This is a genomic window from Stenotrophomonas veracruzanensis (assembly GCF_032911525.1).
In the GTDB taxonomy this organism is placed as follows: domain Bacteria; phylum Pseudomonadota; class Gammaproteobacteria; order Xanthomonadales; family Xanthomonadaceae; genus Stenotrophomonas; species Stenotrophomonas africana.
Genome location: NZ_JAWJTI010000002.1, coordinates 157,991 through 171,033 on the forward strand (window position 1 = coordinate 157,991; position 13,043 = coordinate 171,033).

Here is a 13,043-nt window from a genome sequence, read left to right on the forward strand (position 1 = left end):
ACAGACCTCCTCAGTACGTGCGGCGCAGTTCCAGCGCGCCATCCGGGCGCGTCTGGCCAGCGACGGACCAGCCCAGTTCCAGCGCGGACAGCAACTCCTGTGCATCGCCTGCGCGGAACGTGCCACTGACCGCCAGATCGGTGATCTCCGGATCTGCGATCACCAGCGGTGTACGGCCATAGCGGTTCATGCGTTCGACCACGATCGACAGCGGCGTGGCATCGAATACCAGTTGCCCATGCAGCCAGCCCTCGGCCGCCGCCGTGGACGACAGCGCTGGGCCGGGCTGGATGCGCCCGGACGGCAGCACCTGCAGTTGCTGGCCGGGTGCCAGCGTGTGCTGGGCCACACCGCTGCTGACCTCCACCGCACCTTCCAGCAGTGCGACTTCGACCAGACCATCCTGCAGGCGCTCGACCTGGAAGGTTGTGCCGATATCGCGGATCGTGCTGCTGCCGGCACGCAGCTGCAGCGCCTTGCGCGACGGCGCGACCTGCAGCTGCAGGCGGCCGCGTTCGAGGTCCAGCTCGCGATGGCGCCAGCCGAAGCGGGCACGCAGCGCGGTGCCGGCATCGAGCGTGACCACGCTGCCATCGGTCAGCGTCAGCTGTTGCGGTAGATGGCCGTCATTGGCATAGCGCCGGGGTGGGGGATTGCCATCCACGGCCACCATCCAGCCCATGCCGATGGCGAGGCAGACGCCGGCGGCGGTGGCGAGCGCAGGCAGCCAGCGGCGTCGGGGCGGTCGCGCCGCGCGTGCCGCCGCGGTACGCAACCAGGGATCAGCGGCCAGGCCCTTGCCCTGCTGGAACAGGTTCTCGGCCCGCACCCAGGCTTTGACATGGGCAGGATCTTCAGCCAACCAGTCTTCGAACGACTCGCGCTCGGCCGGCGTGCAGTCCGGGGCTTCCAGCCGCGCCACCCAGGTGCTGGCACGCTCGAACAGCGAGGCGTCTTCCCTGTGCCGGTGGCTGTTCATTCCGCATCCCTGTCGTTGTGCAGTGGGTCTGGTCCCAACTCCTGGCGCAGGCCCTGCAGGGCGCGGGCGATGTGTTTTTCCACGGTCTTGGCTGTAATTCCACAGTGCCGCGCGATCTGTGTGTAGCTCATGCCGGTGATCCGGTTGAGCAGGTACACCTCGCGCGCGCGCTCGGGCAGTTTGAAAAGGGCCTGCCGCAGCAGGGAGAGCATCTGCCCGGACTCGGCCTGGCGCAATGGATCCGGTGACGAGCTGGTGGGCTCGTCGCTGCCATCGTGCTCGGCCAGTGACAGGTGCGGTCGCGATTGCGGCGAGCGGCCGCGATCCGCCAGGCGGTTGCGGGCGATACGATACAGCAGCAGGCGCAGTTCGTCGGGGGCATGCGCACGATAGCGGATCAGCCGCTCCATGCAGTCCTGCGCGATGTCCTCTGCATCCTCCGGCCCGACGCCCCGCGTGCGCAGGAACGCGCACAACGGCGCACGTTCTTCACGTACGAACGCGATGAAGGCGTCCGCAGGCACGGGCGGCTCTGGCGCGCGATGGATCAGGGGGGACGGGGCGGACAGGGCTGGCCTCGACGGACATTTGGCGGATGCGTCATCGAGTTTTACGCGACGATGACCGGATGGGGAAGAGTGTGTAGTACTGTGCGCCACATTGTGAATGCGTTCATGTTCATCGACGGGGCATGCTGGGGGAGTTCGCTGTACTCCGACGTTTGACTCTGTACCCGCGTGTTGCGGGTGGAGAGAGAACGTATGAAGCATTCGAAGTTGAGCCTGGCCCTGGCCGGGCTGATCGGCGTTGGTGCCATCGCGGCGGTTGATGACGTCATGGCAATGAATTATCACGTGCAGGGTGACCGCATCTTCCTCAGTGGCGGCGTCACCTATGCCGACGTTGTGTCGCTGCCGGCGTTGCTGGCCAAGGCGCAGGCCGAGGGCCGGCCGATCCGTGAGGTGGTGCTGCGCACGTCCAATGGTGGTGCGTTGATCGCCGGCGAGTGGCTGCAGGGCATCATCCGTACCTCCGGACTGAACACCATCGTGTCCGGCAATTGCATTTCATCCTGCTCGATCATGCAGTCTGGTGGCGTCGAGCGCTATCTGGCCGGCGACCTGCCGATCATCGACTCGGTGCAGATACACGCGGCCAGCAACGGCGGCAAGGTGATCTACACGCCGTCGCCGCGCATGACCCAGATCTATACCGGCAACTATGGTGGTGGCATGGATGCCGGCCTGCTGCACAAGGCCATGTACGAGGTGGTGCAGCCGAACGGCCTGCTGGTGTTCCGCGATCCGGCTCGCGGCACGGGCCCCTCGGTCACCTTCGATCCCGATGGCAGCGGCAGCAAGCTGGAGTCGTTCCCCGGCCAGGACATCTACAGCAACAGGATCATCACCGCGAGCGGGTACCGCGATCCGGGCGATACGTTGAATGTGAGCGCGAACGTGAGCGGCGACATCAATCCCGGCTATCTGCGCACCGGTCGCCAGCTGCAGACCTTCGTCGACGATGATTTCGCGCGCTGGAACACCAATTGGCAGTCCAGCTACATCAACCTGGCGCAGAGCATCTACAACGCCTCCAGCAATGGTCCGCAGGGAATCGGCGCGAACTCGGTACAGGACTACCAGAACGATCCCACCTACAAGGCCCTGCTGCTGTCCAAGCTGCGCCTGGGCGACCTGGATGTGTCCACGCTGGACAACGCCATGGGCGTGATCCGCGTGACCAATGGCGCCACCTGGCGGACCTCCGCGACCATCGGTGCCGACTTCATGCTGGTCGACAACGGCACCATCGCCCTGGAGGGCGGCGCCCTGCGTGCTTCAGAAGTGCGCGTGATGAGCGCCGGCATGCTGGTTGGCCACGGTGACGTGGCAGGGACCGCGATGGATCTCAGTGCACTGGCCAGCGGCACGCGACCGTCCTGGCGCGAGGATGGCTTCAACCGCCTGCGTGTCTACGGCACGCTGATGCCGCGCGGTGGCGATCTGGTCACCCACGGCTACGTCAACATCATGCCGGGCGGCAAGGTGTTGTTCGACGTCACCGAAAACGGTGGCACCGGTAGTGGCCGCATCCGCGTGGGCAGCTTCTTCGACAGCAAGCAGACCGATGGGGCGCTGGTGATCTCCAAGGGCGCCTTCCTCGAACTGAACGTGGCGCAGGGCTACTACGGCCAGGATTTCCGCCGCGATCTTGTGCAGGGCCCGATCTACCAGGGCGGGTTCGAAGAGGCCGTGCGCCTGGGCGATACCGGCTACCGCGCCAGCATCACCGGCGGTGAGGTGTTCCGGCCGCGCCACAACTCGCTGCTGAGCTTCAACGTGAAGCAGACCGCCGATGGCCTGTGGCTGACCGCCAACCCCGGTTTCGATCAGCTGGGCCTGTTCGCCAACGGCACCTCGGGTGATGGCCTGGGCCGCGCGCTGGCCACGGCTTCCGACCGCCAGGACAGCAGCCTGAAGTCGCTGCTGGGCGCGCTGCAGTTCGCCGACCGTGATGTGATCGCGCAGCAGGCCGGTACCCTGCGCGGTGACGCGCACGCGAGCCTGCGCCTGGCCGACAACGCGCTGGTGGGCAGCATCGGCAACGTGGTGCAGCAGCACCAGACGGCGATGCGCAGCGGCGGTGATGCCGACGGCCTGGCCTCGCAGGTGGCGCAGTCGGTCTCCTCCCAGCCGGGCATGCGCCATGGCAGCCTGTTCAACCAGCTGGCGATGCACCTGGTCGAGCCGGCATCGGGCAGCGCTGCGGCCAGCGGTGATGCGGGACGCAGCCACGGCATCTGGGCGCGCGGTTTCGCCAGCCATGGCCGCATCGATGCCGATGGCGGCGTCGCTGGCCTGAGCCACAACATCGGTGGCATCGTGATCGGTGCAGACACCCGCGTGGCCGATGACCGCGTCACCCTGGGCGTCAGCGTGGCGGCGGCCGATATGTCGACCAAGGGCAGCGACGGCTCCGACTTCAGCGGTGACGTGCGCGCGCTGGACGTGGGTGGCTATCTGGACGCGACCTATTCGCGGGGCTACCTGTCGGCAGCCGTGCGCTACACCGACCTGCGGCATGACACCCGCCGCAGTGTCAGCGGCATCGACGGCCTGCAGCAGCCGCTTCGCGCCAAGTACAGCAACGATGCGATCTCCGCACGAGTGGAGCATGCGTTCTCCTTCACGACCGGGAAGGGCCTGGTGATCCAGCCGTTGCTGCCGGTGGTGGACTACGCGCGTACCTCGGCCACCCGCTTCAACGAAGGGCAGGGCGCTGGCGCGCTGGTGGGACGCAGTGGCAGCCTGGAGAGCATCCGCGTAGGTGCCGGCCTGCAGCTGTTCAAGACGTTCGAAGGCAACAACGGTGAGCGCATCACCCCGCGCGCCCGGGTGGTCTGGCAGAAGGAACTGGGCGATTCGCAGGCCCGCTACAGCACCGGCTTCGCCGCGGCACCGGATCTGGTGTTCGGCGCCAGCAGCCAGCGCGTGGGCGAGCAGGTGCTGGCCTGGAACCTGGGCGTGACCAGTCGCGCCAGCGAGCGCCTGTCGATCATGGCCGACTACGTGGGTGAGCGCCGCGATGGGCAGATCCAGAACGGCGTGATGCTCGGCCTGGGCTACAGGTTCTGAGTGGCACCCGGCACCGGCGATGACGGCATCGCCGGTGCCATCCCAACGCGGGCGCTGCTGCGGTATGGTCGGCAGGGCATTCCACCCAGGCCCAACCATGCAGATCGCCGTCTTCAGTGCCCGCCCCTACGACCGCCGTTTCCTTGATGAGGCAAACCAGCGCGATGCGGCTGGGGACGGCTTTGCGTTCGTGTACTTCGATGTGGCGCTGGACGTGCACACGGCTGCGCTGGCACAGGACTGCGCCGCGGTCTGCGTGTTCGTCAACGACCGTCTGGATGCACCGGTGCTGCACGTCCTGTATGCGATGGACGTGCGGGCCGTGCTGCTGCGCTGCGCGGGTTTCAACAACGTGGATCTGGCGGTTGCGAAAGCGCTGGGCTTGTTCGTCGCACGCGTACCGGCCTATTCGCCGGAGGCGGTGGCTGAGCATGCGCTGGCGCTGGTGATGACCCTCAACCGCCAGACCCATCGCGCCTACAACCGCGTGCGCGAAGGTAACTTCATGCTTGATGGCCTGCTTGGGCGCACCCTGCATGGCCGCACGGTCGGCATTGTGGGTACCGGCAAGATCGGCCTGGCCACCGCACGCATCTTCAAGGGCATGGGCTGCATCGTGCTGGGGCATGATCCGTATCCGTCACCGGACTTCGCAGGTGTGGGCGAGAGGGTGGGCTTGGATGAACTGCTGGCGCGCGCCGACATCGTCTCGCTGCATTGCCCGCTGACGCCTGAGACCCACCACTTGATCAATGATGCGTCACTGGCCCGGATGAAACCGGGCGCGATGCTGGTCAACACCTCGCGCGGCGGGCTGGTCGATACCCATGCGGTGATCCGCGCGCTGAAGTCGCGGCGGCTCGGTCATCTGGCCATCGACGTGTACGAGCAGGAAAGCGCGCTGTTCTTCCAGGACCTGTCCGGCGAGATCATCGACGACGAGGCCTTCCAGCGCCTGATGACCTTCCCCAACGTGCTGGTGACCGGCCACCAGGGCTTCTTCACCGTGGAGGCGCTGCAGGAGATCTCGGCGATCACGCTGGGGAACCTGCAGGATTTCGCGGCTGGGCGGGTGTGCGCCAACCGGGTAGAAGCGAGCTGAGCCGGATGGATTGACCGCCGGGGCGCCCAGCCCGTAAAATCGCGGGCTCCGCCGGAATAGCTCAGTTGGTAGAGCGGCGCATTCGTAATGCGTAGGTCGCAGGTTCGACTCCTGTTTCCGGCACCAGTTGTAGAAAAGCCCCGGCCTTTGGTCGGGGCTTTTTTTGTGCTCTGGTAGCGCGGGGCCATGCCCGGCGGAATGCCGGCCCCAGTAGTGCCAGCCCATGGCTGGCAGCCCCCAATTTCCGAATCTCGCGGCCAGCCCGGCTTCCCAGGCGCTTAGCGCCGCGCCCTGTTCCTGATCTGGCAACCGCACCCGGCCATTCCTGTGCTGTGAATACCCAGCCTTGCTTCAAGGCTCTTTCAGGGATTGGAAGGATGCGCAGGTTCGGGGGAACTGCAGGCGGTGTGCCGACCCGCTTCAGGGGATTTGAAGAACGATTTCGGAAGCTGGGGGCCTTGGGTGCCTGGCTGTGCTGCGTGCTGCTGATTGGCCTTGGCCTGTCACCAGCCGCAGTGGCACAAACGACGGTCACCTACATCCACACGGGCGCGCTTGGCTCGGTTGTTGCTGAGAACGATGCCAACGACAACGTGATCAAACGCTACGACTACGAGCCTTACTGTGCTGTGGTGGGTGAAGGGGGGGGGCAGGATCGGAAGTTCGCAGTTCGTTTGGAGCCGTCCTTGATATGGGGGTAGAACCCCATCCAAGTAGGCTGTAAGAAGACGGGGAGCTGAGCCTCTGCCCTACAACGGAAGTGTCGAACTCGAATAAGGGGGATGTAGTGAGAATGTTGCTTAACTGTTTTGAGTGCCAAAATGGTCGGGGCTTTCCCAACGTATCCATGGCTGAGTACAACGATAGTGGCGTCTTTCACCTGGCTTGTGACCAGGGGCATCAGAGCGTCACTGTGCTTCAGCAAAATAGATTCGAGCTGCTGTTTGAAATCGCCTGTAACGCCATTAATGATGGTTACTACCGGGAGGCGGTGTCGTCGTTCGCTGCTAGCTTGGAACGATTCTACGAATACGCCATTCGAGTGATGCTCAAGGACGCGGATACTTCGCCTGATGTCTTCAGCAAGTCCTGGAAGGAGGTATCCAATCAATCAGAGCGACAGCTCGGTGCCTTCATTTTTCTATGGGCGGCTTGTTTTGGTGAGAAGCCGGGAATTTTGGATCAAGACAAGCAGGGCGATTGGCCGAAGTTCCGAAATCGTGTGGTCCACAAGGGTGCTATTCCGAGCAAGGAAGAGGCGATCCTATTCGGTGAAAAAATTCATCGAGTGATTGCGCCGCTTAGAAGTAGCCTTTCGCACAAAATGGCCGACGCTTGCGCTGCGGTCATGCTTGAGGCCCTCCGGGAGATGACGCCTAAAGATCACAAGGGTCCTGTTGCAACTGCATCGGTGAATTTTTTTATGCGGGACAGTAATGGGGTACCTGCGAAGGATCTTCGTGGACACCTGGCCCTTCTGAAGGAGCAGGCAAGCACGATGAGGACGTTTTCTTTGCTCCTCGGTGGGGGCAAAAGTCAAGACTGAGATCTTGGGGCTGCGACGTTAAAAAACGGAAGATCCGCATCCAAACACCGCCTTGCATCCTGTCCTAAGTTGGCTCTACCGCCACTTACGGACAGTCTGCGCAATGTCATCCGCCATCACCAAACGCATCGTTCTCACAGCTGAGCCCCGAGAGCGCCCCTATGAGCTGAGGGACGCTCAGGCTCGCGGCCTGATCCTGCGTGTGCAGCCATCAGGGCACAAGGCTTGGATCGTGACCTGGGCGCACGGTAAGCGTCGTACCTTGGGGTCGGTCGAGCATCTGACACTTGATCAGGCCCGCGACCAAGCCCGGCAAGCGGTCGCTGAGTACGTTCAGTCCGGATTGCCGGTGCTCGCAAAGTCCAAGCCCGCTAGCTGCACGCTCGAAACACTACTCAACGAGCATTTCGAGCCTTGGGCGATTGCTGAGCTGAAGGGTGGTCGTCAGTACTCGGACCGCATCCGATCAGTGTTCCCGTGGCTGTTGCGCCGTCAGATCATAGAGATTGACGTGCCCACAATGGAGCGATGGTGGCGCGGGCGTGTCACTGGTCCTGATGCCGTCAGGCGTGTTCGTGGTGCCGGCCAACCAGCAGCCTGTCGTAACGCTGGTATCTCCGGCGCATGGCGCCGTGTACTCAGAAGGCACGCTCATTCGTCTCTCTGCAACGGCCAGCGATGCGGACGATGGCGTTGCATCGGTGAGCTTCGTCGTGGACGGCGCCACGATCGGCGTGACGTCCCCGCCCAATCACTTTGTTGACTGGGTGGCATCACCGGGCAGCCATACGGTACAGGCATCTGTAAGCGATACGCGTGGAGCGGTGGCGTTGAGTGACTCCAGGACCGTGCACGCATCAAAGGTCTCAGGTGCGATCACGGGTCTGCGGGACGGCAATATCGTCGGCTGGGCCTGCTCGACGCATGTGCCTGGGCCGATCAAAGTGCGTGTGTTCATTGGAGGGCCTGAGGGCGCAGGACTATCTGCTGGAGAGTATCTGGCTGACCGGGCAGGTCCCACTGAAAGGGCGGCCCAGTGCGCAACGGGGAGCGCGCATGACTTCCTGATCACTCCTTCGGCTGAGGTGCTTCAGGCTGGCTTGGGAAAGACCATTCACGCCTATGGTGTTTCCGCGCTGACCGCACAGCCGGTTGCGCTCGAAGGCTCGGGGCATCACGCACTTTCAGCGAACCAGGCGCCAGTCGTCCGCATTACCGCCCCACAAGCGACGACTGCGCTGACCTCCCCTGCGACCACGCTCTTCAGCGCCTCGGCGAGCGACGCCGACGGCGTTGTCAGTGATGTCAGGCTTTACCGGGACGGAGCGCTTGTCGCGGAATTGTCCTCGGCTCCCTATCAGGTGCAGCTGACGGGGCTGGGCGAAGGACCGCACACGCTGCGCGCCGTTGCCCGCGATTCCAGGGGAGCATCGGGCAGCGACGAGATCACGATCAGCGTGAGCGCGCCGCAGTCACCCGCCAGTGCGGTCCGGCGATATGTGTATGACGCCCAGCAGCGACTATGCAAGGTGATCGAGCCGGAAACCGGTGCGACCGTGATGGAGTATGACGGAGCTGGCAATCTGACCTGGTCTGCTGCGGGCCTGGCACTGCCGGATGCCGGGCGCTGTGATCGCGAATCGGCCTGGTCTTCTGGACGTCGGGTCGATCGCGTCTACGACGTGCGAAACCGCCTTGTGGAACTGCGCTTTCCTGATGGCAGGGGCAATCAGCGCTGGGAGTACACGCCTGACGGGCTTCCCTCGAAGGTGATCACCAGCAACGATGGGCCGAACGCCGCGGTCGTCAACAGCTATCGATACTCACCAAGCCGGCAGCTCATATGGGAAGAGTCGACCCTCGATGGGGGCAGCCCGCTTTCAATAGGCTATGGCCACGATAGAAATGGGAACCTGTCCAGCGAGACACGACCAGGAGGGCTGACACTGAGCTATGAGCCCGACGCACTCGGCCAGCCCAGACGAATCTCTGACAGTGCTGGAGCGCTCTATGCCGAGAACATCGCCTGGCATCCCAATGGCGCGCTCGCTGGCATGCGCTATGGCAATGGCATCGAGCATCAGGGCGTGCTCAATGCGCGGATGCTTCCGTCGCAATTAAAGGATGGCACTGCCAGCGAGCTTCTGTATCAGTACGGCGCCAATGGTGATGCTTCGGCAATCATCGATCGGCAGCAGGGAACTGCGCATGATATCCGTATGGGTTACGACGGCCAGGGCAGGCTGACGCTTGCGCAGTCGACTTCCTTCGGGGGCGATGGCGCATTCCGCTACACCTATGACGTGCAGGACAATCTACTGAGCGTGCAACTGGCAGGCGTGCGCAGCCAGCAATTCTGGTACGACGCGCGCAACCAGCTGACCAATGTCCGCGATGATGCTGGCGCGACGGTGACCGGATTGGCCTGGGATGTTCAAGGCAATCTCTCGCTGCGCAACGGGCGCAAGTACGACTTCGACTTTGGCAACAGGCTGCGCGAGGTGAAGGAGGCCGAGCGCTATGCCTACGATGCCTATGGGCGGCGTGCCGTGGCGTACGATGCCCAGGGGCAACGCCTGCGCGCGATGTATTCGTTGGCCGGGCAGCTGGTGCATGAGGAGCGACGAGGCAAGGGCGCCTCGGAGTACATCCATGTAGGTGGTCGACTGCTGGCCACCCGCAGCCCGACGGGTGTTACCTGGACGCATGTGGATGCACTGGGCAGCCCGGTTGCGGTCACGGACAACACAGGAAGTGTTGTCGAGCGACGCCGGTTTGAGCCGTATGGTGCCGAGTTGGGCGGGCAGGTCAAGGACAGGCCGGGGTACACCGGGCATGTGAGCGATTCGGCCACAGGGCTGAGCTACATGCAGCAGCGGTACATGGATGCGCTGTTGGGGGTGTTCCTGTCGGTGGATCCGGTGACGGCATATGAGCAGCCAGTTGGGCAGTTCAATCGCTATCGGTATGCGAGCGGGAATCCGTATAAGTTCACGGATCCCGATGGGCGGATGAGTCGTAAGGATATTGAGGCGGCAAACCAATCTTTCCTCCTTGAGAAAAGCAAGAGGCCTGTCGATCGCCTTGTGGATATGGTCGCTTCGACGATTCAGGATGCTAGGGGCGATATTAAGGAAATTTCTTCGGCGGCCCATTCTGGGTCCGGGGAGGTTCCGATTGCGGCAGTGATCAGCATTGCGTCAATGGCAACTCCGGTTGGCCCGGAGATCAGGCCGGCTGTTGCCGAGGTGAGAAGCCTCATCGCGACTCACGGGAGGACCATGAGCAATAAAGCCCTGGATCGCCTTGTGAAAAGTATAAGAAGCGATGGAGCTGTGAGAGAGTCTCTGGTTGTCACGCGACATGAAGGGGCGCTTTACATTCTAGATGGTCACCATCGCGCATTGGCCGCGCCGCGAGCGGGAGTGTCTGAGGTCCCTGTAAGAGAGGTTCAGTTGCCGTGGGGGGCATATAAGAGCCCGGCGGATTTGGTGTATTCTGCGGGGCCTGGATACTGATATGGGTGTGAGGATTTGTCATATAGAGATCTTCATAGGGAAGGTCTCAAAATTTATATTTGACGGGGTTTCATGTGAATTCATTTGATCGTGTTGCCGCGGCCTTGGTTTCTGCAAGAAATTTTCTCCTTGTCGGGGGGCGGGCTGGTGATGCGCTAGCTGCTCTGAGTGGGGTTTCGGGAGACGTCGAAGCCATTGAGGTGATTCCCGCAAGGGCGTTGATTGAGTTTGCAATTGACGCTGCTGTTGCTAGTGTTTCTAATGGGAATATTCGCGGAGCTGTAATTATTTTAAATGTAGTTCACAATATTCCTTTGAGTGTCGAGAGGCTTGGAAATTGGGACTTCGATTATTTTGTGTCCGTTGAGGTTTCAGAGCTTTTGGATAATTATTCGTTTCTTGATGATGCGGAAGTGATGGTCCTTGCGCTATTTCGTGCTTCTGTAGATATCCGTGGATTTGGCGCATTTGGCGCACTTGGCTCTGAGAGTCTCGGGCCCGTTCCTTGCGAGTAGTGCCTGTCTGGCCCGTTGTTAGCCGCTTTGTTTGCTCGTGTGGCCTGTTTGCTGGATTCGTAATAAGTAGGTCACAGGCTCGACTCCTGTTCCCGGTGTCAGTTGCATGAAATGCTCCTGCCTAGGTCGGGGCTATTTGTCTCGGCTATGGGCGGCGTGCGGTGGCCTACGACGCCCAGGGGCAACGCCTGCGCGCGATGTATTCGTTGGCCGGGCAGGTGGTGCATGAAGAGCGACGAGGCAAGGGCGCCTCGGAGTACATCCATGTAGGTGGTCGACTGCTGGCCACCCGCAGCCCGACGGGTGTTACCTGGGTGCATGTGGATGCACTGGGCAGCCCGGTCGCTGTCACGGATGGCACAGGAAGTGTTGTTGAGCGACGCCGGTTTGAGCCGTATGGTGCCGAGTTGGGCGGGCTGGTCAAGGACGGGCCGGGGTACACCGGGCATGTGAGCGATTCGGCCACAGGGCTGAGTTACATGCAGCAGCGGTACATGGATCCGCAGTTGGGTGTGTTCCTGTCGGTGGATCCGGTGACGGCGTATGAGCAGCCTGTTGGGCAGTTCAATCGGTATCGGTATGCGAACGGGAATCCGTACAAGTTTACGGATCCCGACGGCAGACAGGCAGTCCCTGGCCAGCCGCTTGTCTTCTACCAGACAACTACGCGTACGACGACCGGCAGTGGGGCGGTCGATGTCGTGAGGACGAATGTTTCCAATTATGGAATCGTCCATGGAACACGGACGGAAGTTCGTGGAACTGTCACCCTTCTACCTCAGAAGTCATTGGGTGGTGCGCCAGCCAATCCCGGATCTGAAGTGACGACCAAATTGCTCAACTTCAGTGATAAATCCGGCAAGAATGTCGAAGTTACTAGCGGCCAAAGAACGGTGGATCAAAATCGAACGGTGGGTGGCGCGAGTCGGAGCCAGCACCTACAGGACAACGCGGCAGATATACGGATCAATGGGAGTACAGCTAAGCAGACCGCTGATGCGGCCCATAGCTCCGGCGAATTCAATCGGGTCAATCAATATACTGATGGACGTGGCGTGCATGTAGATCTTAAGCAGGATGGAACGCAGGGACGCTTCACTGACTGGAAACCCAAAGAATGAAGATCATCTCCGGCGGAGCTTGGCTCGTGATGCTAGTGGCATGCAGTCCTGCTCCCTCCGACGTAATGAATGTGGCGAAGCATACGCCTAATGAAGCTGTTCCCTTGGTGGCAGGAGTTGATGCCAATAGTGGCTCACTTGCGGGCCTGCGTATTGGGATGACCAAGAGCCAACTTTTAAAGGCCGGGAATCCCATAATTGAACGATCGGTTATGCAGGAAGGCGACGAATATATAGTCATGGATGTCTCGTTGCCCGACGGTTTGGTTGTCGAATGCTGGTTCGATCAAGGCCGGATAGAGAGGCTGCGAACTATGTCCGACGGATTGGTAGATGAGAAGGGAATTGGCGTTGGCTCCACGCTAGTGGCGCTGAAGGCTGCCTATCCGAACGGTCGTCTTGTCACGGGAAATGAAGACGGTAGGCGCTATGCCAACTTTGTCAATCGCTCCAGAGTGGTCTTCGAGATGGACATGGCTGGGCTTCCTCATGCGTGTTTCCAGGACGAAAGCGCGGGATGTGAGGCGTCCCCGGACTTGCGTGTGCATGGCGTTGTCGTGCATTCCGGTCCAAGCACGTAGGGCCCGCGTTCTAAGCAAGTATGGTGACCGGATTGGCTTGGGATGT

Annotated in this window: 10 protein-coding genes, 1 tRNA gene and 1 pseudogene; 10 read left to right on the forward strand and 2 right to left on the reverse strand. The window is 61.9% G+C overall.

Annotated elements, in window-relative coordinates; translation table 11 throughout:
- Positions 1-10: 10 nt before the first annotated feature.
- Both R1H25_RS02530 and R1H25_RS02535 read right to left on the reverse strand, forming a co-directional pair.
- On the reverse strand, positions 11-979 hold the full coding sequence (locus R1H25_RS02530; protein ID WP_317222577.1) for a FecR domain-containing protein: 969 nt from the start codon (positions 977-979) through the stop codon (positions 11-13).
- Positions 976-1,503 (reverse strand): RNA polymerase sigma factor, encoded by a 528-nt coding sequence (locus tag R1H25_RS02535; protein ID WP_080354881.1) that lies wholly within the window; start codon positions 1,501-1,503, stop codon positions 976-978. The genes R1H25_RS02530 and R1H25_RS02535 overlap by 4 nt, the downstream gene beginning before the upstream one ends.
- Before the next feature lie 237 nt (positions 1,504-1,740).
- Between R1H25_RS02535 and R1H25_RS02540 the strand changes: the two genes are divergently transcribed.
- The 10 genes and pseudogenes from R1H25_RS02540 to R1H25_RS02580 all read left to right on the forward strand — a co-directional run bounded on the left by R1H25_RS02540 (position 1,741) and on the right by R1H25_RS02580 (position 12,997).
- Entirely contained in the window at positions 1,741-4,614 is a 2,874-nt protein-coding gene (locus R1H25_RS02540; protein WP_317222580.1) for an autotransporter outer membrane beta-barrel domain-containing protein, read from the forward strand.
- A 97-nt stretch (positions 4,615-4,711) separates the two neighbouring features.
- On the forward strand, positions 4,712-5,716 hold the full coding sequence (locus R1H25_RS02545) for a 2-hydroxyacid dehydrogenase (RefSeq protein ID WP_049447021.1): 1,005 nt from the start codon (positions 4,712-4,714) through the stop codon (positions 5,714-5,716).
- A 50-nt stretch (positions 5,717-5,766) separates the two neighbouring features.
- Positions 5,767-5,842 (forward strand) — tRNA-Thr (locus R1H25_RS02550).
- 251 nt (positions 5,843-6,093) lie between these two features.
- Positions 6,094-6,417, forward strand: coding sequence for a hypothetical protein (locus R1H25_RS02555; RefSeq protein WP_317222582.1), 324 nt, complete (start codon positions 6,094-6,096; stop codon positions 6,415-6,417).
- 146 nt (positions 6,418-6,563) lie between these two features.
- Positions 6,564-7,262 (forward strand): hypothetical protein, encoded by a 699-nt coding sequence (locus R1H25_RS02560; RefSeq protein WP_317222583.1) that lies wholly within the window; start codon positions 6,564-6,566, stop codon positions 7,260-7,262.
- Positions 7,263-7,365: 103 nt separating this feature from the next.
- Positions 7,366-7,587: pseudogene (locus tag R1H25_RS20345) on the forward strand (Arm DNA-binding domain-containing protein); the annotation flags it as partial.
- A gap of 217 nt (positions 7,588-7,804) precedes the next feature.
- Positions 7,805-10,780, forward strand: a complete 2,976-nt coding sequence (locus R1H25_RS02565; RefSeq protein ID WP_317222584.1) for an Ig-like domain-containing protein — start codon at positions 7,805-7,807, stop codon at positions 10,778-10,780.
- 74 nt (positions 10,781-10,854) lie between these two features.
- Positions 10,855-11,295, forward strand: coding sequence for a hypothetical protein (locus R1H25_RS02570; protein WP_141097680.1), 441 nt, complete (start codon positions 10,855-10,857; stop codon positions 11,293-11,295).
- Positions 11,296-11,456: 161 nt separating this feature from the next.
- Positions 11,457-12,416 carry an RHS repeat-associated core domain-containing protein gene (locus tag R1H25_RS02575; RefSeq protein WP_088480531.1) on the forward strand — a complete coding sequence of 320 codons (960 nt, stop codon included), beginning with the start codon at positions 11,457-11,459 and terminating at the stop codon, positions 12,414-12,416.
- Positions 12,413-12,997 carry a hypothetical protein gene (locus R1H25_RS02580; RefSeq protein WP_154348697.1) on the forward strand — a complete coding sequence of 195 codons (585 nt, stop codon included), beginning with the start codon at positions 12,413-12,415 and terminating at the stop codon, positions 12,995-12,997. The genes R1H25_RS02575 and R1H25_RS02580 overlap by 4 nt, the downstream gene beginning before the upstream one ends.
- The last annotated feature ends 46 nt before the right edge of the window (positions 12,998-13,043 follow it).